The organism is Methylorubrum suomiense (genome assembly GCF_022179765.1).
In the GTDB taxonomy this organism is placed as follows: Bacteria; Pseudomonadota; Alphaproteobacteria; order Rhizobiales; family Beijerinckiaceae; genus Methylobacterium; species Methylobacterium suomiense.
Map to the genome: position 1 here is coordinate 154,164 of NZ_BPRE01000002.1, position 23,372 is coordinate 177,535.

14 protein-coding genes and 1 pseudogene are annotated in these 23,372 nt (G+C 70.9%); 8 read left to right on the top strand and 7 right to left on the bottom strand.

Features of this window, described 5'->3' with window-relative positions; all coding sequences use genetic code 11:
* Window positions 1-93: 93 nt before the first annotated feature.
* The 7 genes and pseudogenes from MFF26_RS04035 (at window position 94) to MFF26_RS04055 (ending at window position 9,658) form a co-directional block, all read left to right on the top strand.
* Complete coding sequence (locus tag MFF26_RS04035; RefSeq protein WP_238307533.1) at window positions 94-642, top strand: hypothetical protein; 549 nt, start codon at window positions 94-96, stop codon at window positions 640-642.
* A gap of 313 nt (window positions 643-955) precedes the next feature.
* A pseudogene (locus MFF26_RS04040) lies at window positions 956-3,205 on the top strand (PAS domain-containing hybrid sensor histidine kinase/response regulator family protein).
* A gap of 197 nt (window positions 3,206-3,402) precedes the next feature.
* Complete coding sequence (locus MFF26_RS26700; RefSeq protein ID WP_378780147.1) at window positions 3,403-3,627, top strand: hypothetical protein; 225 nt, start codon at window positions 3,403-3,405, stop codon at window positions 3,625-3,627.
* Between the two features lie 42 nt (window positions 3,628-3,669).
* A complete protein-coding gene (locus MFF26_RS26705) occupies window positions 3,670-4,311 on the top strand; it encodes a PAS domain-containing protein (protein ID WP_505744332.1) in 642 nt (213 codons plus the stop codon).
* A 15-nt stretch (window positions 4,312-4,326) separates the two neighbouring features.
* Window positions 4,327-6,144: a hybrid sensor histidine kinase/response regulator gene (locus tag MFF26_RS04045; RefSeq protein ID WP_505744333.1), complete on the top strand. Its 1,818-nt coding sequence runs from the start codon at window positions 4,327-4,329 to the stop codon at window positions 6,142-6,144.
* Window positions 6,145-6,247: 103 nt separating this feature from the next.
* On the top strand, window positions 6,248-6,424 hold the full coding sequence (locus tag MFF26_RS04050; protein ID WP_238307534.1) for a hypothetical protein: 177 nt from the start codon (window positions 6,248-6,250) through the stop codon (window positions 6,422-6,424).
* A gap of 123 nt (window positions 6,425-6,547) precedes the next feature.
* Entirely contained in the window at window positions 6,548-9,658 is a 3,111-nt protein-coding gene (locus MFF26_RS04055) for an ATP-binding protein (RefSeq protein ID WP_238307535.1), read from the top strand.
* Between the two features lie 53 nt (window positions 9,659-9,711).
* Here the strand turns inward: MFF26_RS04055 and MFF26_RS26685 are convergent, their stop codons facing one another.
* Window positions 9,712-13,695, bottom strand: a complete 3,984-nt coding sequence (locus tag MFF26_RS26685; RefSeq protein WP_378780144.1) for a PAS domain S-box protein — start codon at window positions 13,693-13,695, stop codon at window positions 9,712-9,714.
* A gap of 229 nt (window positions 13,696-13,924) precedes the next feature.
* On the bottom strand, window positions 13,925-15,028 hold the full coding sequence (locus tag MFF26_RS04065) for a YihY/virulence factor BrkB family protein (protein WP_373324353.1): 1,104 nt from the start codon (window positions 15,026-15,028) through the stop codon (window positions 13,925-13,927).
* Window positions 15,029-15,591: 563 nt separating this feature from the next.
* Here MFF26_RS04065 and MFF26_RS04070 point away from each other — a divergent pair.
* Window positions 15,592-17,886: a PAS domain-containing protein gene (locus MFF26_RS04070; RefSeq protein ID WP_308447729.1), complete on the top strand. Its 2,295-nt coding sequence runs from the start codon at window positions 15,592-15,594 to the stop codon at window positions 17,884-17,886.
* Window positions 17,887-17,924: 38 nt separating this feature from the next.
* On the opposite strand, the gene MFF26_RS04075 is transcribed toward MFF26_RS04070, so the two are convergent.
* From MFF26_RS04075 to MFF26_RS04095, 5 genes are all read right to left on the bottom strand, one after another.
* On the bottom strand, window positions 17,925-19,667 hold the full coding sequence (locus MFF26_RS04075; RefSeq protein WP_238307540.1) for a methyl-accepting chemotaxis protein: 1,743 nt from the start codon (window positions 19,665-19,667) through the stop codon (window positions 17,925-17,927).
* Window positions 19,664-20,038 carry a hypothetical protein gene (locus MFF26_RS04080; protein ID WP_238307541.1) on the bottom strand — a complete coding sequence of 125 codons (375 nt, stop codon included), beginning with the start codon at window positions 20,036-20,038 and terminating at the stop codon, window positions 19,664-19,666. The genes MFF26_RS04075 and MFF26_RS04080 overlap by 4 nt, the downstream gene beginning before the upstream one ends.
* A gap of 73 nt (window positions 20,039-20,111) precedes the next feature.
* Window positions 20,112-22,499 carry a bifunctional diguanylate cyclase/phosphodiesterase gene (locus MFF26_RS04085; RefSeq protein WP_238307543.1) on the bottom strand — a complete coding sequence of 796 codons (2,388 nt, stop codon included), beginning with the start codon at window positions 22,497-22,499 and terminating at the stop codon, window positions 20,112-20,114.
* Window positions 22,500-22,640: 141 nt separating this feature from the next.
* Window positions 22,641-22,832: a type 2 periplasmic-binding domain-containing protein gene (locus MFF26_RS04090; RefSeq protein ID WP_012452097.1), complete on the bottom strand. Its 192-nt coding sequence runs from the start codon at window positions 22,830-22,832 to the stop codon at window positions 22,641-22,643.
* Between the two features lie 12 nt (window positions 22,833-22,844).
* Window positions 22,845-23,357, bottom strand: coding sequence for a DUF892 family protein (locus MFF26_RS04095; protein ID WP_238307545.1), 513 nt, complete (start codon window positions 23,355-23,357; stop codon window positions 22,845-22,847).
* Window positions 23,358-23,372: the final 15 nt, after the last annotated feature.

Sequence of the window (23,372 nt, forward strand, 5' to 3'; positions counted from 1 at the left end):
CGGGAACGACAACCGCGTGGTACTTCTGGGCCTCGACCAGGCGCCCTGGGGCGTGGCGCTCGGGCATGACGCTGCGGCCGAGCATGTCGGCGGTTGCGTTGGGCTGCGCGACTGGCTTGGGGTGCCCGACGACGCGGCGACGGTCGAGGACGGCCTCTGCCGCCCGAAAGGGCCAAGCCCCGATGGGTCCTCGTCCAGCACGACGACCCCAAGCTCGCGACCCTGCTGATCCTCAACGACCCCTTCGCCACCGATTGGCGGGCGAAGCGGAGGGGCATCCGGTTGCGCGACCTTCGGGACGGCGAGGCCTTCCACGGCGCGATCCAGGCGGACGACGCCCTCGTCACGGCGTACGACCAGGATGCCCTGGCGCTGGCGGCCTTCAGGCCCGCCGACCGCCAGCTTCTCGCGGACATGGCCGGTGCCCTGGTGGCCGGACGCCTTGCCTTCGCCGACGGCGGCGAGGTCGGGGTCGGCCCCGTGCTCGTGCTGGCCGACCGGGTCCCCGCGGACGCCTTGCTCCGGGCCATCGCGTCGACCGCGGCGTCCGGCACGCCGTACGGGGACGACGACGGCATCGTGTACGAGGTTCGGTCCCCTTGGAGCCTGGAGCCCCGCACATCGGCGGGACCCATCCGATAAGCCCGTCCGGCGGCAGACCGATGCGGGTAGCTGGGGATCCGTTGGTGCCGGGCGCGCAAGGGACGCGTACGATTCGAGAACGGGCTTGTGCCGTGTGCGGCATCTCTCCCACAAGAGGGGCCTGACTGCATGGGACGACAACCACGGGATGGACGGCGAGCCGGCGAAAACAACGAACCTGTTTCCGGGCGGCGGCGGGATGGCCGCCCGGATGCGGGCGCACGACTGGTCCGCTACCGTCCTCGGGCCCGCCGAGGCGTGGCCGGCGGCGCTCGCCACCCTGGTGGGCGTCGCGCTCCAGGCCGCGGCCCCGATGGCGCTCTACTGGGGGCCCGACCTCGCCATCCTCTACAACGACGCCTGGGGCGCGCTCGTCGGAGGCAAGCATCCCGGCGCGCTGGGCCGCCCGGCGCGGGAGGTGTTCCCGGAGGCATGGCAGGAGCTCGAACCCATGTTCGCCCGGGTGCTCGCCGGCGAGGGCGCCGTGGAGGTGCAGGACCAGCGGCTGGTGCTCGACCGGGACGGCACGCCCGACGAGGTCTTCTTCACACACACCCTCAACCCGGTCCTGGGTGCGGACGGGCGCGCCGCGGGCATCCTCAACGTGGCGCAGGAGACGACCGCGCGGGTGCGCGCCGCGGCCGGGTTGATCGAGAGCGAGGAGCGCTTCCGCTCCTTCGCGGAGAACTCGGCCGACGTGCTCTGGATCGCCGACCCCGCGGGCGGCCGGCTGGAGTGGCTGAGCCCGGCCTACGAGCGGGTCTGGGGCGACCGGCGCGAGCTGGTGATGGGCGACCTCGGACGCTGGGCCTCGCTGGTGCACCCTGACGACCGTGCGCGCGCCTTCGCGGCCATGCCGCGCCTGCTTTCCGGCGAGACACACACGGTCGAGTACCGCATCGTGCGGCCCGAGGACGGGGCCGTGCGCCACATCCGCGACACCGGCTTCCCGATCCGCGACGCGGAGGGCTGCCTCCGGCATCTGGGCGGCATCGCGCAGGACGTCACCGAGGAGCACGCCCGCGAGGAGGCGCTGGAGCGGCGCATCGCCGAGCGCACGGCCGAGCGCGACCGGGTCTGGCGCAACTCGCGCGACCTGCTCGTCGTGGTCGGCGTCGACGGCGTCTTCCGCGCGGTCAACCCGGCCTGCAGGACGATCCTGGGCCACGACCCAGCGGAGGTGGTGGGCCGCAGCTTCCAGGAATTCGTCTGGCCCGAAGACGACGTCGTGACGCGCACGGCGCTGTCCTACGCCGCCACGGACGACGACCTCACCGCCTTCGAGAACCGCTACCGGCACGAGGACGGGACGCCGCGCTGGATCTCGTGGCACACCGCCACCGAGGGCGACATCGTCTACGCCTACGGACGCGCTGTCACCGCCGAGAAGGAGCGCGCGGTCGCCCTGCACGAGGCGGAGGAGGCGCTGCGCCAGTCGCAGAAGCTGGAGGCCATCGGGCAATTGACCGGTGGCGTGGCGCACGACTTCAACAACCTGCTGACCATCATCCGCTCGTCGGTCGAATTCCTGCGCCGGCCCGACTTGGCCGAGGCCCGCAAGGCCCGCTACCTCGACGCGGTCTCGGACACCGTCGACCGGGCCGCCAAGCTGACCGGGCAGCTGCTCTCCTTCGCGCGACGGCAGGCGTTGAAGGCGGAGGCGTTCGACCTCGTTGCCGTTCTGCGCGGCGTGGCCGAGATGCTCGACACGGTCACGGGCGCGCGCATCCGGGTCGTCACCGAATTGCCGGATGCGCCCTGCTTCGTGCGCGCCGACCGCAGCCAGTTCGAGACCGCGCTGGTGAACATGTCCGTCAACGCCCGCGACGCGATGGACGGAGAGGGCACTTTGACGCTGCGCCTGGCCTGCGGGGTCGGCAAGCCCGCCATCCGCGGACATGCCCCAGCGCCCGGGCCCTTCGCTGCCGTGTCCATGACGGACACCGGCTCCGGCATCCCGGCCGACGTGGTCGGGCGCATCTTCGAGCCGTTCTTCACCACGAAGGAGGTCGGCAAGGGGACCGGGTTGGGCTTGAGCCAGGTGTTCGGCTTCGCCAAGCAGTCCGGCGGTGACGTCGACGTCGCGAGCGCACCCGGACGCGGCTCGACCTTTACCCTGTACCTGCCGCAGGTCGACGCCGCCCGGGGCGAGGAGCTGCGGACCGTGGAGCCCGACGCCGCGGACGGCGGCACGGGCCAGCGCGTGCTTGTCGTCGAGGACAACGTGGAGGTGGGGCGTTTCGCAACCCAGATCCTGGAGGACCTCGGCTACGAGACGACCTGAGCGGCGAACGCCGGAGAGGCCCTGGCGCATCTCGGCCCGGACAGCGCGGGGTTCGACGCGGTGTTCTCGGACGTGGTGATGCCGGGCATGAACGGGGTTGAGCTTGCGCGCGAGATCCGGCGCCGCTTCCCGAGCCTTCCGGTGGTCCTGGCGTCCGGCTACAGCCACGTGCTGGCGCAGGAGGGCGGCCACGGCTTCGAGCTTCTGCACAAGCCCTACTCGGCCAGGCAGCTCTCGCACATCCTGCAGCGCGTGACCGGGGGGCGCGGCGGCCCGTGACGGCAGGACCCGAGCTCAACGACCCTGCCACACGGAGCGCCGCAAACTCGCCACCACCACGTATCATGGCCCCCACCGAATCCTTGGCCGGGGGGAAGACAACCCTGCCCGCCGCTTTCCCGATCCAGGCCCCACCGCAGAGCATGTCCGAGACCTCCCCATCCACGACCGCCGCCTTTCTGTCGGGAGGCGGGCAGATGAGGGAGCGCATGCGGGCCAACGACTGGTCGTCCTCGCCGCTCGGTTGGCCGGAAACCTGGCCGCAGGCGCTGCGCTCGGTCGCGAGCCTGATGCTCGGCTCCAGGTTCCCGATGTTCGCCGCCTGGGGGCCGGACCTCGCCTTCGTCTACAACGACGCCTACGCGGAGATCCTGGGCGACAAGCACCCGGCTGCCCTCGGTCGCCGCTTCCGCGAGATCTAGCCCGAGATCTGGGAGGCCATCACGCCCTTCGTCGACAGCGCGATGGCCGGCGAGGCGACCTGGGCCGAGAACCTGCCGTTCACGATGAACCGCCACGGCTACGACGAGCAGATCACCTTCACCTTCTCCTATTCGCCGATCCGGAACGAGGACGGCACGGTGGGCGGCATGTTCTGCTCCTGCACCGAGACCACAGCCAGGGTCAGGGCCGAGGAGGCCCTGCGCGCCAGCGAGGCACGGGCCTCGGGCTTGCTGGAGGGCATGGGCGAGGGCTTCATGCTCCTCGACCAAGACTTCCGCATCCTCCAGATGAACGCCGAGGGCCTCCGGCTGGAGGAGAGGCCGCCGGATCAGGTCGTCGGCCGCTCGCACTGGGAGGTCTACCCGGGCTCCGAGGCCATGACCATCGGGCAGATGTACCTGCGCGTGATGCGGGAGCGCGTCTCACGGACGCTGGAGCACCGCTATGTCTGGCCGGATAGGCACGCCGTCTGGCTGGAGGTGCGCGCCTACCCGCACCCGGAGGGGCTAGCGCTGTTCTACCGCGACGTGACCGAGCGCCGGGAGCGCGAGGACGCGCTGCGCGAGGCCGAGGCGCGGTTCCAGACCATCGCCAACTCCATCGACCAGATGGTTTGGTCGACGAGGGCGGACGGCTACCACGACTACTACAACCAGCGTTAGTACGACTTCACCGGCGTGCCGGCTGGCACCACGGACGGCGCGGCGTGGGAGGGCATCGTCCATCCCGACGACCGGGAACGGACCTGGGAGGTGTGGAGCGCGTCCCTCGCGAGCGGCGAGCCCTACCGGATCGAGTACCGCCTACGCCACCATACCGGGCAGCATCGATGGACGCTCGGCCGCGCCCTGCCGATGCGCGACGCCACAGGGCAGGTCACCCGCTGGTTCGGGACCTGCACCGACATCCAGGACATCGTCGAGGCGCGGGACGTGCTCGCACGCTCGCGTGAGGAGCTCGAAGGCCTCGTCACCGAGCGCACCGCCGACCGCGACCGCATGTGGCGGCTCTCCACCGACATCATGCTCGTCGCGCGCTACGACGCCACCATCGAGGCGGTGAATCCGGCCTGGACGACGCTGCTCGGCTGGGACGAGCGCGACCTCGTCGGCGGCGCGTTCATGGATCTCGTTCACCCGGACGACGTCGCGCCCACGCTAGCCGAGGTCGGCGAGTTGTCCGAGGGCCGGACCACCCTGCGCTTCGAGAACCGCTACCGGCACAAGGACGGCAGCTACCGCTGGCTCTCGTGGACAGCCGTACCAGCCGAGGACCGCATCCACGCGGTCGGGCGGGACGTCACGGCCGAGAAGGAGGCGGCGCAGGCGCTCGCCGAGACCGAGGAGGCGCTGCGGCAATCGCAGAAGATGGAGGCGGTGGGCCAGCTCACCGGCGGCATCGCCCACGACTTCAACAACCTGCTCACCGGCATATCCGGCAGCCTGGAACTGCTGCAGACGCGCATGAGCCAGGGCCGCCTGACCGAGATCGACCGGTACATGACGGCCGCGCAAGGGGCGGCCAAGCGGGCCGCCGCGCTGACGCATCGCCTGCTCGCCTTCTCGCGGCGGCAGACCCTCGAACCGAGACCGACCGACGTGAATGGCCTCATCCATGGCATGGAGGAACTCATCCGCCGGACCGTGGGCCCGGCCGTCCACATCGAGGTGGTCGGCGCAGGCGGCCTCTGGCCGGCGCTGGTGGACCCGGGCCAGCTTGAGAACGCGCTGCTGAACCTGTGCATCAACGCCCGCGATGCCATGCCCGAGGGCGGACGCATCACGGTCGAGACTGCAAACCGGTGGCTCGACCACCATGCCGCCCGCGAACGCGACCTGCCACCGGGACAATACCTATCGCTCTGCGTCACCGACACCGGCACGGGGATGAGCGCGGATGTGGTCGCCAAGGCGTTCGACCCGTTCTTCACCACCAAGCCCATCGGCCAGGGTACCGGACTTGGTCTCAGCATGATCTACGGCTTCGCCAAGCAGTCCGGCGGGCAGGTGCGCATCTACTCGGAAATCGGGCAGGGCACGACCGTGTGCCTGTACCTGCCGCGCCACCACGGCGACGTCTCCGCCGCCGGGGACCTTCCGGACCTCGCCGACGCGCCCAGGGCCGAGCCAGGGGAGACGGTGCTCGTCGTCGACGACGAGCCGTCCGTGCGCATGCTGGTGGCCGAGGTGCTGGAGGACCTGGGCTACGCGGCCATCGAGGCGGCGGACGGCCCGTCCGGCTTGCGGGTGCTGCAGTCGGACGCGCGCGTCGACCTGCTGATCACCGACGTGGGCCTGCCCGGCGGCATGAACGGTCGGCAGGTGGCGGACGCGGCCCGGGTGACACGGCCCGGCCTGAAGGTGCTCTTCATCACCGGCTACGCCGAGAACGCGGCGGTGGGTAACGGCTACCTGGAGCCCGGCATGCAGGTGCTCACGAAGCCGTTCGTGATGGAGGCCTTGGCGTCGCGTATCCGGGACATGATCGAGGCGTGACCCATATCTGTCGGCTGAGACGAGGTTTGAGGGAGCGGGGACGCGTGGCGGCCATGGCCGAGGCATGGAGGGATAGGTGCGACGCGGAGAAGGGTAGCGGACAATGACCCTTGCTGAAGCCGCGGCCACGCTGTTCCGGGGTACTGGGGAGGTCCGGGCGCTCGCGCGCGGCCTCGACTGGTCGGCGACGCCTCTTGGTCCCGTGGCCGCCTGGCCGCAGAGCCTGCGCTCGACCGTTCGCACGCTCCTGTCCTCGCAGTACCCGATGATCCTGACGTAGGGCCCCGAGTTCACCCAGGTCTACAACGACGCCTACGCCAAGCTCATCGGCGCCGGGCACCCCAACGCGCTCGGCGGCGACATCCGTGTCACGCTGGCGGCGTCCTGGGACACGCTTGGCCCGATGATCGCCCGCGTGATGCAGACCGGCGAGGCCAACTGGACGGCGGCCCTGCCGCTCTTGATGGAGCGGGCCGGCTACCGGGAGGAAGCCTACTTCAGCGTCTCTCATGCGCCGGCCGAGGACGACGACGGCCGCATCGTCGGCATGCTGGCGGTGTGCAGCGAGGTCACCGCCCAGGTCGTGGGCGAGCGTCGGCTCGGCCTGCTGCGCGACCTAGCGGCCAACGCGGGCGAGACCCGTAACGTCGACGCGACCTGCGCGGACGTAGCCCGCGCGCTGTCCGGCGAGAGGCTCGACGTGCCCTTCGCGCTCGTCTTCCTGCGCGAGCCCGACGGCAGCCTGCGTCAGGGCGCGGCTGTCGGAATCGATGCCGCCCATCCCCTGGCCTCGGCGGAGGCAGGGGCGACCTGGCCCTTTGAGCGGGCGCTCGCGGGCGAGACCGTAGGGGTGGGCGGCCTCGGCACGACCCTCGGCATGGCGGGAGGGTTGTGGGGCGACCCCGTGGAGGACGCGCTGGTCGTGCCGCTCGCGGGCGAGGCCGGCTCGGAGCCGCTGGGCGTGCTGATCCTCGGCGTGAGCCCGAGCCGCGCGCTCGACGAAGGCTACAGGGGCTTCCTCGATCTCGTGGCGGGGCAGGTCTCGACGGCGCTCCGCAATGCGCGCGCCTACGAGGAGGAGCGGCGACGCGCCGAGGCCCTGGCCGAACTTGACCGCGCCAAGACGCGGTTCTTCTCCAACGTCAGCCACGAGTTCCGCACCCCGTTGACCTTGATGCTCGGCCCCCTTGAGGAGGCCTTGCGGGACCCCGGCATCGCGCCCGGGAGCCGCAAGGAGCTTGAGGTGGCCCACCGGAACGCCCTCCGGCTACTCAGGCTCGTCAACACCTTGCTCGACTTCTCGCGCGTCGAGGCCGGACGCGTCGAGGCGACCTTCGCGCCGGCCGACCTCGCGGCCCTGACGGCGGACTTGGCGAGCACCTTCCGCTCGGCGGTCGAACGGGGCGGCCTTGCCCTACGCGTCGACTGCCTTCCGCTTCCAGAGACCGTCTTCGTCGACCGGGACATGTGGGAGAAGGTCGTCCTCAACCTGTTGTCCAACGCCTTCAAATTCACCTTCCACGGCAGCATCGACGTCCGGCTCGGGCCGGGTCCGGCAGACGTATGCCTGACGGTGGCCGACACCGGTGTCGGAATTCCCGCCGAGGCGTTGCCGCACGTCTTTGACCGCTTCCACCGCATCGAGGGCACCCGCAGCCGCTCGCACAAGGGCTCGGGGATCGGCCTCGCGCTCGTGCGCGACCTCGTCTCCCTCCACGGCGGGGACGTCGAGGTTCGCAGCACGCTTGGTCAGGGCACGACCTTCACGGTGACCCTTCCCTTCGGGCGCTCCCACCTGCCCGCTGACAGGGTCGTCGAGGCAGGGGCGGCACCCGACGAAGGCCAGGCCCGCGGTTACGTCGAGGAAGCCTTGCGATGGCTGCCCCAAGTGCCGTCCAACGTCGTATCCCTTCGGGGCTCGCTCGAAGAGGCACCCTCCGGGGATGGTCGGCCCCGCATCGTCCTGGCCGATGACAACGCCGACATGCGTGCCTACGCCGAGCGCCTGCTCGGGCGGGACCACCAAGTGGTCGCGGTCGGTGACGGCGCCGCCGCCCTGGAAGCGTTGCGCAAGGCGCCGGCGGACCTGCTGCTCACCGATGTGATGATGCCGGTGCTCGACGGCATCGCGCTGACCCGGGCAGTCCGGGCCGATCCCGCCCTACGCACGGTGCCGGTGATCATGCTCTCCGCCCGCGCGGGCGCCGAGGCCGGCGTCGAGGGATTGGAGGCCGGCGCGGACGACTACCTCGTGAAGCCGTTCTCGGCGCGGGAGCTCCAGGCGCGCGTCCGGGCCAACCTGGAGCTGTCGCGCCTCCGTGCCGAGGCACAGGAACAGGCTGTGCAAACGCGCAAGATGGACGCCATCGAGCAACTGACGGGAGGCGTGGCGCACGACTTCAACAACCTGCTCGCCGCGGTGATGGGCTCCTTGGAGCTTGCCGAGCGCAAGGTCACGGACGAGCGCGCGTTGCGTCTCCTGCACAATGCCATGCAGGCCGCGCAGCGCCGTGCCAGGCTCACTAAGCAACTGCTCGCCTTCTCTCTCAAGCAGCGCCTGGAAGCACACCCCGTCGACCTCAACGGCGTGCTCTCCGCCATGGCCGAGCAGCTACACCGGACCTTAGGCGGCGGCACCGCCGTCGTGACGCGCCTGGCCGCGGACCTGTGGCCCGCGGTGGCCGACCCGCACCGGATCGAACTGGCTGTCCTCAACCTCGTGACGAACGCGCGCGACGCCCTGCAGGGTGCCGGGGAGATACGGATCGAGACCGAGAATCTGCCCGCCGGCGCGCCACGACCCGGGACCGTGCCGGCGGGGGATCTCGTAGTGCTCACGGTCGCCGATACGGGCGATGGCATGTCGCCGGATGTCCTCGCCCGCGCGTTCGAACCCTTCTTCACGACCAAGCCCCAGGGCAAGGGTACGGGTCTTGGGCTTGCGCAGGTCTACGGCACGGCGCGTCAGCTCGGCGGCGCCATTACGTTGCGCAGCCGACATGGTGAGGGCACCACGGCATCGATCTATCTCCTCCGGGGCGAGGTTGTCGCCGGCGCGGACGCCGACCGGACGCAAGGCCGTGGAGTTGCGACGGACGCGACGCGCATCCTCGTCGTCGATGACGATCCCCAGGTTCGTGCCGTCGCCGTCACCTTGCTGGAGGAACTCGGCTACGGGGTCGTCGAGGCAAGCGGCGGCGCGGAGGCCCTGCGGCTGCTGCACGGGGGAAACCGCATCGACCTGCTGCTGACCGACTACGCCATGCCCGGGATGACGGGAACCGAGCTTGCTGGGCGGGCGCTGGCGCTCGACCCCGCGCCTGGCGTGCTCATGATGACGGGCTACGCTGATGCGGCAGCGCTACCCTCGGAGGGCGTACCCGTGCTGCGCAAGCCCTTCGCGCTCGACGAACTCCGGGCAGCGGTCGAACGCCTTCAGTCCAAGCGGCCGGGCCGCGTTCTGCCTTTCCGCAGGGTGGCGGAGGCGGAGGACGGGGGCGGGCAGCTCGCCTGAACCGCCAGGCTTTGGTCAGACCGACCACACCGACCTCAACGCCATGGTCGATGTCACGGGTTGGAGATCAGGTCCTTGATGCGGCTGGCTAACGCCTCCATTACGAAGGGCTTGGTCAGCACTGCCATGCCGGGCTCCAGGTGGCCGTTGCCGACCGCAGCGTTCTCCGCGTAGCCGGTGATGAATAGCACCTTCAGATTCGGCCTGCTCACCCGCGCGGCGTCGGCCATCTGGCGGCCGTTCATGCCGCCGGGCAGCCCGACGTCGGTGACCAGCAGGTCGATGCGCACGTCCGACTGAAGCACCTTCAGGCCGGCGACAGCATCCGACGCCTCAATGGCGGTGTAGCCGAGGTCCTCCAGGACCTCGGTGACAAGCATGCGGATGCTCGGCTCGTCGTCGACGATGAGGACCGTCTCTCCCTGCTCGGCCCGGGGCGCGGTCGAGAGGTCGGGCATGCCGTCATCGCCCTCCGCCTCTCCGTAGTGCCGCGGCAGGTAGATGCACATCGTCGTGCCTTGGCCCACCTCCGAGTAGATGCGCACCTGCCCGCCCGACTGCCGGGCGAAGCCGTAGATCATGGAAAGGCCGAGCCCCGTGCCCTGACCCGTCGGCTTCGTCGTGAAGAAGGGGTCGAAGGCGCGGGCGATGACGTCGGGCGTCATGCCGGTGCCGGTGTCTGTGACGCAGAGCGACAGGTACTGCCCCGGCGGTAGTTCACGCTCCCTCGCCGTTCGGTCATCGAGCCACTTGTTGGCCGTCTCTATGGTGATCCGACCGCCTTCAGGCATCGCATCGCGGGCATTGATGCAGAGGTTGAGCAGCGCGTTCTCAAGTTGGGGCGGATCGACCAGCGCCGGCCAGAGCCCGGCCGCCCCGACCACCTCGATGTGGACCGCCGGGCCCACGGTCCGCCGGATCAGGTCCTCCATGCCGTGCACGAGGGCGTTCACGTCGGTGGGCTTGGGGTCGAGCGTCTGCCGGCGCGAGAAAGCGAGCAGGCGGTGGGTCAGGGCCGCCGCCCGCTTCGAGGCGCCCTGCGCGGCGTTGATGTAGCGGTCGAGGTCGGTCAGCCGGCCCTGGCTCATCCGGGTCTGCAGGAGTTCGAGCGAGCCCGAAATGCCGGTAAGTAGGTTGTTGAAGTCGTGGGCGAGGCCACCGGTGAGCTGCCCAACGGCCTCCATCTTCTGAGCTTGGCGCAGCGCCTCCTCGGTCAGGGCGAGCGCCGCGGCCGCTTCCCTCTCGGCCTGCACGTCGCGTCCGACCGCGTGGATGAAGCTCTCGTCCGGCACGGCGGTCCAGGACAGCCATCGGTAGCTGCCGTCCTTGTGCCGGTAGCGGTTCTCGAAGCGGGGGATGACCGAACCGTCCGAGAGGTCGCCGGCCGCCGCCGCTGTGGAGGCTGCGTCGTCCGGGTGGACAAGGTCCATGAAGGAGCGCCCGACCAAGTCGGCCTCGCTCCAGCCGAATAGCGTGTTCCAGGCCGGGTTCACCGCCACGATGGTCGCGTCGAAGCGTGCCACCAGCATGACGTCGGTTGAGAGCCGCCACATCCGGTCGCGGTCGCGGGTGCGCTCCTCGACCTGCTGCTCCAGGTTCTCGTTGAGGCGCTCCAACTGGGCTGCGGCCTGCTTGCGGTCCTCTATGTCGGTGTTCGTGCCGATCCAGCGGACGACCGCGCCGTTGGGACCGTGGATCGGCTCGGCCCGGACGAGGAACCAGCGGAAGGCCCCGTCCGCGCGCCGAATGCGGAACTCGGTCTCGTAATGCGTCCCGTCGGCCAGCGCGGCCCCCCAGGCGCGTCCCGCCGCCCCAACATCGTCCGGATGCACGATGGACGCCCAGGCCGTTCCGTCGAGTTCGCCCGCCGAGGTGCCGGCGTAGGCATGCACCTGCTCGTTGAACCAGTAGAGGGCGCCGTTCGCGTCCGCCGCCCAGACGTGGTTCGGCATGGCCTGGGCGAAGACCCGGAACTGCTCCTCGCTCTCGCGCCAGCTCGCCTCGGCGCGGAAGCGCTCGATGGCGGCCCGGGTACGCTCGGCGATGTCGCGGATGAAGGCGAGCTTGTCGGTGAGCCAGTCGCGCACCTGCCGGTCGTGCAAGAAGAACAGAGCCACGATCCGGCCCTGCTCCAACACCGGCACGTTGATCAAGGCGCGTACGCCGATGGCCAGGAGCGGGCCCGGGTTGCGCGCGGTCCGCGGGTCGGTCGTCACGTCGTGGATGACGACCTCGCGCCCTTGCGCCAGGCCCGCGCGGACCTCGCCGAACTCGTCGAAGCGGTGGCGGCCGGCGACGCTGGCCACCCCCGGCGCCGTCCAATCCCGCTCGATCTCGACATGCTCCATCGCCTCGTCGACGGTGCCGTACCCGGCCCGATCCAGGCCAAGCGTGCGAGCCATGATCTCAGCCCCGACCGCCGCCATCTCGGCGGTGTCGCGGCACGCCTGCAGCCTGTCGCCGAACGTGATCAGGGCATCCCGGAAGGATTCCTGCCTGCGGCGCTCCGTGAGGTCGCGGGTGACGGTGCCGTAGCCTGTGACGGAACCGTGCGCGTCGCGGACCGGGAAGATGGCGTAGTGAACCGGTACTGCGGCGCCGGTTGAGAAGTTGCGGAAGGCGAGGTCGCCCTCCCAGAAGCCGCTCTCGCGAACGGCCGGAAGGACCTTCCCCAGCACCGTCGGACGGTCCGCCGGCTCGAAATAGTCCATCAGGTTGTAACGGCGAGCTTCCTCCAGGCTCGCGAGCCCGACCAACTTGCGACCGCCCTCGTTGACGAACTCGGCGTTGCCTTCGAGGTCGGCGACCCCGATAAAGTCGCTCGACTGCTCGACGAGGGCCGCCAAGCGGCGCGCGGTCGCCTCTGCGGCACGTGCATCGGTGATGTCGCGAACCGTTCCGACGAAGCGGGCGGGCCGTCCGTCACGGAAGACCGTGTTACCGCGTGCCGCCAACAGGCGCTCCACGCCGTCGCGCCTGCCGATCACGCGGTATTCCAGCTCGAAGCCCTCGCGTGCGCCGATGGCCGCCTGGACGGCGCGGTCGGCCCGCTCCCGGTCGTCCGGGTGAACGCCCGGCAGGAAGGTGCCCTCGTAGGAGACCGGGTCGTCGGCCGACAGCCCGAACAGGGCGCGGGTACGCGCGTCCCAGGTGAGCGCGCCGGTGACGAGGTCGTAGTCGTAGATGCCGGTGCCGGCCCCCTCCAGGGCCAGCCTGAGCCGGTCCTCGGCCTCGCGTAGGTCGGCCTGGGCCGCCTGGCGCTCGGCGATGTCGGTCACCATGACGAAGATGCCGTCGACGACACCGCCCTCCGTCCGACGCGGGATGTAGCGGATCTCCGACTGGCGGGTCACGCCGCCACGGTACGGCATCAGCGCGTCGAAGGTGATATCCTCGCCGGCGAGCGCCCGTGCCATGAAGGGCAACCTGGCCTGGTAGACCTCCTCGCCGACGACCTCGCGCACCAGCCGGTTCAGGATTTCGCTCGCCGGACGGTCGAACCAGGCCTCGTAGTGCTTGTTCGCGAAGCGGTAGACGTGGTCGTGGTCGATGAAGCTGATGAGGACCGGCAGCGCGTCGGTGACGACCTGCAACTCGTCGCGGACGCGGCGGGTCTCACCCTCGCTCGCCGTGGCCGTCGTGCGGTCGCGCAGGATCTTGAGGAAGCCCAGGTCGGCGCCCTCGGGCGAGCGAAGGGGCATCATCTCCCCGCTGGCCCAGAAGCGTGTGCCGTCCTTGCGCAGGTGCCAGCGCTCGTCGGCTGCCCGCCCGGTCTCGGCAGTCTGGCGCACCTCCTCCGCGGGACGCCCGGCCGCGCGGTCCTCGGGCGTGAAGAAGGTCTCCGCCGAATGCCCGACCATCTCCTCGGCCGACCAGCCCAGGATGCGCTCCGCGCCCGGGTTCCAGGCAGTGACGCGTCCCTCGTGGTCGGTGGTGACGATGGCGAAGTCGACGGCGCTCTCAAAGATCGCCTGGTAGGACACCGGCTGCGATGGCGACGAGCGGTCTTGCGGGCACTCGCCCTCCGTGCCGCTCACCACGCCGCCCAGCCGTCGCGGTTCGACATCGGAGACACTCGCATACGGGAGGTTCGGGAGGCGGCCAATTGGATCATGGGCATTGGTCGATGGGGATGCTTCGGCGCGGGGGATGGGCGAATCGGGGCTCACAGGCGGACACGCGCGAGCATAGGTGCCCATGCCCGCTGAGGCAGGCCAGGCGTAGGCCGAGGCATGTGGCTACGCAATCGCCCGCGCGTGCCACCCGTCAGGCCGACGCCGCCACCATATCCGCCATGCGCGCCTGGCGTGCGCCAAGCGGCTTGCCGTCCCCGACCGTCGTGTCGCGCGCGGTCTGGTGCTCCATCTCCGCGTTGAGCTCGGCCCCAAGCAGAACGACCGTCGTAGATATCCAGATCCAGGTCATGAAGCCGATGGCGGCCCCCAGGGAGCCGTAGGTCTCGTTGTAGCTGCCGAAGTTGGCCACGTACCAGGAGAACAGTCCCGACGCGACGAGCCACAGGGTGCCGGCCACCGCGCTGCCCCAGGTCACCCAGCGCCATTTCGGCTTCCGGCGGCTCGGACCGTACCGGTACAGCACCGCCAGGGTGCCGATGACAAGGGCGAGCAGGGCGGGGAAGCGCAGCAGGGCGATGTACCAGGCCTTCTGGTCCAGCCCGAGCACCTGGAGCGCGGCCGGCACCACCACGATGCCGGTCAGCGCCAGCACGACGAACAGCAGCGCGCCGGCCGTGAACGCGAGCGACTGCAGGTTCAGCATGACGAACGAGCGCTTCTCCTCCTCCTCGTAGGCGATATTGAGCGCGTCGAAGATCGCCTTCATCCCCCCGTTGGCGCTCCAAAGCGAGAGCAGGATGCTGACGAGGGCGGTGAGCCCGAGCGCCGCGTCGCCTTTGTCGACCAGACGCTTCACCTGCCCGCCGACGATGTCGATGGCGCCGTCCGGCAGGATGCCGCGCAACTCGTTCAGATGGGTGCTGATCGTACTCGGGTCCGCGACCGCGCCGTAGATGGAGACGAGCGCCGCGACGGCCGGGAACAGCGCCAGGATGGCGTAGAAGGTCACGCCGGCCGCGACCAGGAGGATGCGGTCGTTGCCGAACTCCTGGTAGAGGCGGAGCGCGATGTCCTTCCACCCCTTGGCCGGGATTTCGGAGGGTGTGTCCGCCTGCCGCCCGCGCCCCGGTTCGGCCTCCGCAACGCGCTCGGCCGCGGCGCCCTCGTGCGAGACGGGCCCGTCCTCGGTCCCGAGCTTTTGGCCGCTATCCTGAGTGCCTGTCGCAAGCGTCAGCGGTTCCGCCCGCCGCTTCGGCAGCGCCACCAAGCCGACAAGGGCAACGCCCAGGAACATGGTCCAGAGGATCGAGGAGGACTGCTCGGTCCGGGCGGAAGGAAGCGGAGGGGGAGTTTGTTCCGACATGGCTCACCGTGGCGCAGGGCTCACGGCCGGCCCTGAGGCATCGTCACAACGGCAACGGACACGCTTTGGTGCCCTGGAGGACGCCGCGTTTCGAGAGCCAAGGCGATGCAGCCTTGCGAGGGAGCGGTCGTTTGCCTGCGTCCGCACTATCTAGCGGGGCGGACCGAACAAGCGTGGCAGGCCAGGACGCCAGCCGGCGCCCGACCGAGAGGTAATGCCACCACGATGCCACGCTGGCTTCCCCGTTGCGCGATGCCCTCGGCCGCCCTGGTCCGTCCCAGTACCACGAGCGCCTCTCCGTCGCGTTGCGGAGGCGCCGGGATGCGGGGCCGTGCGCAGCATGGCTGACGCCTTCTCGTTCCTGCCCACCGGTGGACTGACCGACGCCGAGATCCGCTCCCGCGATTGGTCCGAAACCTCGCTCGGCCCGCCGGAGGGCTGGCCCCCAGCACTCCGCAATACGCTCTCGCTGACGCTGTCCCTCCCCCACGGCGATGTTCCTCGCCTGGGGGCCGGACCTGCTCTGCTTCTACAACGACGCCTACCGGCCGATCCTCGGCTACCGGCTGGACACGGCGCTGGGGTGCCCTTTCCGCGAGGTCTGGGCCAGCATTTGGGACGAGATCGGGCCGCTGGTCGACGCCACCCTGGCGGGCGAGAACCAGATCCTGACCGACGTCATGCTCGACCTCTCGCGCCAGGGCGAGCCCGAGCGGAGCTGGTGGTCCTTCACATACTCGCCCGTCCTCGACGAGTCCGGAGCCGTCAACGGCCTGTTCTGCGTCACCGCCGAGACCACGAACCGGGTGCTGGGCGAGGCGCGCTTACGCGAGAGCGAGGACCATTATCGGCATACGGTCGAGCTCAACCCGCAGGTACCCTGGACCTGCGACCCGGACGGCAACATCACCTCATACTCGAATCGCTGGCTCGAACTGACGGGCCAAGCCGCGGGTGAGCCGGACGGCTCCGGCTGGGCGAGATCACTCCACCCCGACGACGTGCCGTGGACCATGACGGCCTTCTCGGCGGCTCTGACATCCGGCGAACCGGTGGACGTCGACTATCGCATCCGCGTGGCGACTACCGGCGAGTACCGCTGGATGCGGGCCCAGGCCCGGCCGCGCCGGAACGAGGGCGGCGGCATCGTCCGCTGGTACGGCGTCGTCGAGGACATCCACGACCGCAAGCTCGCCGAGGAGCGCTTGCGCGAGATGAACGAGACGCTGGAGCAACGCGTCGTCGAGGCGCTCGCCCAGCGCAAGCTCTGGGCCGACGTGTTCGAGACGACCGACGCCTTGGTGAACGCCCTCGACATGGATTTCCGGGTGCTGGCCATCAACGGCGCCTGCGCGGACGAGTTCGAGGCGATCTACGGGGTCCGGCCGCGGGCGGGCGACAACCTGATTGATCTGCTTGCGCACAAGCCCGAGCATCAGGCCGCGTCCCGCGAGGTATGGGCACGCGCGCTGTCGGGGGAGGAGTTCACGCTCGCCGGCGAGTTCGGCGACCCGGCCCGGAGGCGGCGCTGCTACGAGCTGAGGTTCACCACGCTGCGGGACGGCGCTGGCAGGAGGGTCGGTGCCTTCCAATACGGCACCGACGCCACCGAGCGGCTGCGCGGCCAGGAGCAGCTCGCCCGTGCCGAGGAGGCGCTGCGCCACGCGCAGAAGATGGAGGCCGTCGGGCAGTTGACCGGAGGCGTCGCGCACGACTTCAACAACCTGCTCACCATCATCCGCTCGTCGGTCGAGTTCCTGCGCCGTCCGAACCTCGCCGAGGAGCGCCGAACCCGCTACCTAGAGGCGGTGGCGGACACGGTCGACCGCCCCGCCAAGCTGACGAGCCAGCGACTGTCCTTCGCACGGCGGCAGGCGCTGAAACCCGAGGTGTTCGACCTGCGGGAGCGCGTGCGGGGCATCTCGGAGATGCTGAACTCCGTTACCGGCGCGCGCATCCGCATCGTGACCGAGGTGACGGAAGGGCCATGCCACGTGCGGGCTGACACGAGCCAGTTCGAGACGGCGCTGGTGAATCTCGCAGTGAACGCCCGGGACACCATGGACGGTGAGGGCACGCTGACGCTCCGGCTCACCTGTGGCGAGGCGTTGCCCTCGATCCGTGGGCACGCCGGCGCACCTGGGCCCTTCGCGGTGGTGTCGGTCTCGGACGAGGGTGTCGGCATCGTGCCAGAACTCCTGGCGCGCATCTTCGAGCCGTTCTTCACGACCAAGGAGGTCGGCAAGGGCACGGGGCTCGGCCTGAGCCAGGTCATCGGCTTCGCCAAGCAGTCGGGCGGCGACGTGGACGTGGCGAGCGAGGTGGGGCGCGGCACGACGTTCTCGCTGTACCTGCCTCATGTCGACCCGCCGCAGGAAGGATCTGAGGCCGGCGAGGAGGAAGCCGACGAGCAGGAGGTGGGGCGGCCTCTGTGCGTGCTGGTCGTGGAGGACAACCTCGACGTCGGGCGCTTCTGCACGCAGCTCCTGGAGGATCTCGACCACGCCACGGTCTGGGCGCACAACGCGGAGGCCGCGCTCGCGGAGATGGAGCGTGTGCCGTTCCGCTTCGACGCGGTGTTTTCGGACGTGGTGATGCCCGGCATCGGCGGCGTCGAACTCGCTCGCCGGCTCCGGAAGGACCACCCGAGGCTGCCGGTCGTCCTGACGACCGGCTATAGCGACGTGCTGGCCCGCGACGACGCCCATGGGTTCGAACTCGTGCGCAAGCCCTACTCGGCCGAACAGGTCGCGCGGGCGCTGCAGCGGGTCACCGGCCGACGGTCCTGACAGGTCCGCCGAGCTCGCCGAGGGACGCGCGCCTCGGCTCAGGCCGTTAAGCCGGTTGCCCCGCCGAGGGCCGGGTGGCGGAGGCCGACGCGCACGTCGAGGCCCGCCGCCCCTCCTTCGCCCCAGGCAATTGTCGCCGGCATGCGGGCCCCGCCGGCGGTCTCGAACTCGACCTTGTCGCCGGGCGCGAGGAGCGGGCCGCCGGCGATGCGGGCGCCGTGGGAGGACACCTCGACGAGGCGCACCGGGTGCCGTCGGCCGCCCACGTGCAGGAAGCCCGCCTCGTCGACCGCGACGCGCACGTTGCCGCGGCGCTCCTCCAGGTCCGTCGTGACCCGTTGTACGAACAGGCCCACGGACGCCGCGAGGTCCGCCGCGACCGCCTTGAGGGATTCGGACGCGGACAGGGCGCCGTCGGCATGGCGCCGCGTCTCCTGTGTGGCCCGCGAGACCGACACCGCGCCGGCGTGCGCCTCCGAACTGCCTTCGGCGACCTGCGCCACCGTGCGGGAAATCTCCTGCGTGGCCGCCCGCTGCTGGTCCACCGACACGGCGATGGACGTCGTCAGCGCGTTCACCTCCTGGGTGGCGGAGGCCATCGCGTGGACGGAGCCGACGGTCCGCCGCGTCGAGGCCTGGATGGCCTCGACCTGGGACACGATCTCGTCGGCCGCCCTCATGGTCTGGCCCGACAGCGCCTTCACCTCCGAGGCGACCACCGCGAAGCCCCGGCCGGCCGCGCCGGCGCGCGCCGCCTCGATGGTGGCGTTGAGCGCCAGGAGGTTGGTCTGGTCGGCGACCGACTTGATCAGGCCCGTGACGGTGCCGATCCGGTCGGCCACGACCGCGAGCTGCTCGACCTCGTCGTTCGTAGTCCGCGCGATCTCGGTCATGTGCGCGATGAACTCGCGCGCCCGCTCGGTCTGGCCGGCGATGTCCGAGATGGAGGCGCTGAGTTCCTCGGCGCCCGCGGACACGGAGAGCACGTTCTGAGCCGTCGCCGACGCCGTGGCCTCCGACGCGGCGGCCTGACGGCTGGACCGCTCGGCGACGCCGCTGAGGGCGAGCGCGGTCTCGCGCATGCCGCCGGTCTCGCGCTCGACCTTATGCTCGATCTCGACCAGGGCGTCGCGGAACTCGGCGACGACCTCGCCGAGCCGGCGCTGGCGGTGAGCCTCCAGGTTACGGTCCTGACCCGCCGCTGCCTCGGCGCGGCGCTGGGCCAGCACGCTGTCGGCGGCTTGCCTGGTCGCCTCCTCGGCCGAGGAGAGGGCCTTGGCGAGCTGGCGGGCGGCCAGCACCAGGGCGGCGGCCTCGGTGACGAGGACGACGGCGTGCAGGACCACGCGCAGGTACTCGGCGCCGTTCGGGAATACGGCGACCGGGTAGAGCACGTTCAGCGCGAGGTGGTGGACGGCGACGACGCCGGCCGCCACGAGGATGGAGGACCAGCAGCACCAGCCCGCCGCAACCGCGAGGGCGGCGAAGAAGACCATATGCACGTCGATCTGGAGGTGCGTGCCCGAGGAGGCTAGGACCAGCAGGCCGACCAGCATCATCAGGGAAGCCGAGGAGAGGTGGCGCGTGATGGCCGTCGCCCCGTGCTGGCGGGCGGCGGCGAGGGCCGCGCCGGGTAGGAGGACCGCGAGGACCGTCACGGGCACGGGCATGACGTCCCGCCACCAGGCGAGCGTCGTGACGATGGCGGCGAGGACGCCGAGAGCGCCCAGCATGACCGGCAGGAAGGCGAGGCGGAGGCGGTCGAGGCTGCTTTCGGTCATGGCGTGGACGGTCCGGTGAGGTTGGCGGAGGGCCGGTAGCTTGGAAGGCAGGTGCCCAGGGGCCCGGCGGCGAGGACGAGGAGGGCACCGGCCCGGCGCAGGTGGGCGGCGACGTCGCGCCCGGGGGCGTAGAGCACCGCGACGTGCCCGCCGGCGGAGAGCCACAGGATGGGTGCGCCCGAGGCTGTGACGGCCTTAGGGACCGGTGCGTCCGGGAAGAGGGTGATGACGGCCACGGGCTCGCCGGGGCGTGGCGCGAGCGTGAGGGCGACCGGGGCGAGGCCGCAGCCGACGATCAGGGCGCAGGTCACGGCGGCGGCCCGGAGCGACGAGAGGGCCGGTGATGGAGTAACTGCCGTTCGCCCCCTCATCCTCCGCCTCCATCCCTGCCGATCCGACATCCGTTCACGGGCGAGGTTGACGCTTGCCCCTTCACCGACTGTCTCAGGCGCGTTTGCGGTCATCGGAGGTGACGGGAATCGTGCCATGCGTATGCCTGGCGAACTGCGCGATGGGTGACGGGCGGCCCATCAGGTAGCCCTGCGCGGCGTGGCACTGCTCGGCGGCGAGGAAGCCGAGCTCGGCCTCCGTCTCGACGCCCTCGGCCAGGACCGGCAGCCCGAGGCCGCGGCCGAGGCCCAGGACCGAGCGCACGATGGCCGCCGTCTGCTCGTTGCTGTCGACGGAGCGCACGAACGAGCCGTCGACCTTGATCTTGTCGAACGGGAACGAGCGCAGGTTCGACAGGGACGAGTAGCCGGTGCCGAAGTCGTCCATGGCGACGCGCAGGCCGAGCGATTTCAACTGCCGGAGGGTCAGGAGCGCCCGGTTCGGGTCGCTGATCAGCGCCGTCTCGGTGACCTCGACCTCAAGCCGGTGCGGGGCCAGCCCGGTCCTGAGCAGCACCTCGTGCACGAGGCCGACGAAGTGCGGGCTGTGGATCTGCACCGCCGAGACGTTGACCGCGATGGACAGGGGCTGCGTCCAGCTCGCGGCCTCCCGGCAGGCCTCGCGCAGCACCCACTCGCCGATCTGCAGGATGGCGTCGCTCTCCTCGGCGATGGGGATGAACAGGGCGGGCGAGACGTAGCCCCGCTCCGGGTGCTTCCAGCGCAGCAGCGCCTCGAAGCCGATGACGGCTCCCGTGCCGACGTCGGTCTGGGGCTGGTAGACGAGGTGCATCTCGCCGCGGGCCACGGCATGGCGCAGGTCGTGCTCCAGCAGTCGGCGCTCGCGCACCTCAACGCCCATCTTCGCCTCGAAGAAGCGGTAGGTGCCGCGCTCTTCCGACTTGGCGCGGTAGAGGGCGGTGTCGGCGTAGCTGAGGAGGGCGGCCCGCTCCTGCGCGTCGTCCGGGTACAGGGCGATGCCGATGCTGGTGGCGACCTGCGGGCCGTTGCCCCCCGCCTTCCCTGCGCGCAGCGCCTCCAGGATGCGCTCGGCGAGGCGGCCGGCCTCGGAGGGCCCGTCGCAGGGCGCCAGCACCGCGAACTCGTCGCCGCCCAGGCGGGCCACCATCTGCGCGTCGTCGAGTTCGGCCGAGACGATGCGGGCGACGCTCTCCAGCATGGCGTCGCCGGCGGCGTGGCCGAACAGGTCGTTGACCTCCTTGAAACGGTCGAGGTCGAGGCACAGCACCGCGAGCTTGCGCCCGCCCGCGTCGGCGGCGCGCATCTCCTGGTCGAGGCGCTTGCCGAAGCTCGCGCGGTTGGCCAGTCCCGTGAGGGCATCATGGTGGGCGAGGAACTGGATCTGGCTCTCGGCCTGGCGCCGGGCGCGGAGGTCGCGCACGGCCACCGCGTAGTGCGGACGGCCGGCGTGCTCCACCGGCTGCATGATGACCTCGACCGGCACGAGCGTGCCGTCGGCCTGGCGGAGCTCGGCCTCGACCGGGCGGTCGGGCTGGCCGGCCAGGGCGAGCCGGGCCGCGTCGCCCGGCAGGTACGCCGACAGGGCCGTCCCCACGAGCGCACCCTGCGGCAGGCCGACGAGCTTGGCGAAGCTCCGGTTGGCGCTCACCACGGTGTCGTCGGTGCAGACGACGAGCCCCTCGACGGCGGCGTTGGCGAGGCTGTGCAGGCGCTCCGCCTCCAGCTTGGCGTGACGACGGTCACGCACGTCGAGGGCGAGCGCGGCGCCGGCCAGCAGCAGGATGGCGAAGCTCGCGAGCGCCACGGCCACCGCAAGCCAAGCATTCGGGACGGCGGATGCCGACACCGCGAGCGTCGGGTCGGGCGTGACGGTGACGGCGCCCATCGCAGTGAAGTGGTGGCTGCAGATGGCCAGCAGCAGCAGGAGGGCGGCGGGCAACTGGCGGGCGAGCCCGCGGGCGCCGACCTGGGCCGCGAGCGCCGCGCCGCCGAGGATGCCTCCCAGGGCGAGCGAGACGCCGACCGTGGTCGGGTCCCACGCCTTCTGGCCGGCGACATCGTAGGCGGCCATTCCGGTGTAGTGCATCGCCGCGATGCCGAGGCCAAGGACCGCGCCGCCGGCCCAGGCCGCGGCGCGCCCGCCGACGAGGACGGCGAGCGAGAGGCCGGAGCCGGCGAGCGCGACGGCGATGACCAGCGAGAAGCCGGTGAGAACGACGTCGTAGCCGCTCGGCACGCCGGGCGCGAAGGCGAGCATGGCGATAAAGTGGGTCGCCCAGATGCCCGAGCCGCCCGCCGCCGCCGCGACGGCGAGCCAGCCGCCTTGCGCCCAGCCCTCCGCCCTGCGGGCGTGGCTGACGATGCAGACCGTGGTGAGCGCGGCGAGCGCGCAGGTGGCGGCCGCGAGGGCGACGAGGCGGAGGTCGTGGGATTGGACCAGACAACCGACGACGGTGAGCATGGGACGGCCCCGGGTAGGTTCGAATCCCCACCTTGGGCGAAGGCCGTTGAGACCGATTTAATGGAGCGCGACGGACGCGCGAATCCACAGGCGAAACGCTGGTGAGCAGATGCGGCGTGCCGCCGCGGGGCTCGCCCGCGCTCAGGCCCCGGCGACCGCCCCGAACGCAGCGAGCGCCTCCTGCCCGGCCGCTCCGGCGTCCTCCGCCGTAGCGAAGGGTTCGGGCGAGACGCAGATGGACACGCCATCCGCGTCGGTCAGGTGCCAGCGGAAGCGCTCGTGGCTGTCCCCGCACGCCTCTACGGTGACGGCGACCGGCATGGGGTCGTCCATGGCGCCCGCCCCTCAGCTATCCGCCTTCGCACCGCTGAGCGTCAGGTCGAGGTAGGTCTTGGTGACCGGCTCGATCAACCCTGAGATCTCCTCGGCGGCCTTCGTCTCCTCGTCGACTGCCGCGCGGAAGCCAGCGACCTTGTCGGACTCGCCCGCTCGTTCCGCGATGACAGCGAGCGAGCGGTAGGCGGCGACCTGGTCGTACTGGTAGGCGTAGCCCGCGTAGAGGTTCTTCAGGGTCTCGTCCTGCGCCACGGCGTGCACGGCCGCGCCGATGGTGCCGGCGACGCTGGTCGCGGTCTCCTTCAGAGTCGAGGCGGTCTCCCCGACGGCCTCCAGCGCCTGGTCGAGGCGGGCGATCTGCCCCTTCGTGGTCTCGACGTGACGACGCAGGACCGCGGCGTAGTCCGGGTAGCGCTCAAGGCCTGAGAGTTGGCGCTCCATCTGCTCCAGGCCCTGCCGCTCCAGGGCGCGCGTGTTGCGCAGCGCGCCCGCGTAGATCGTGCCGATGTCCGTGCTGGCCATGCCTTCGTGGCTCCT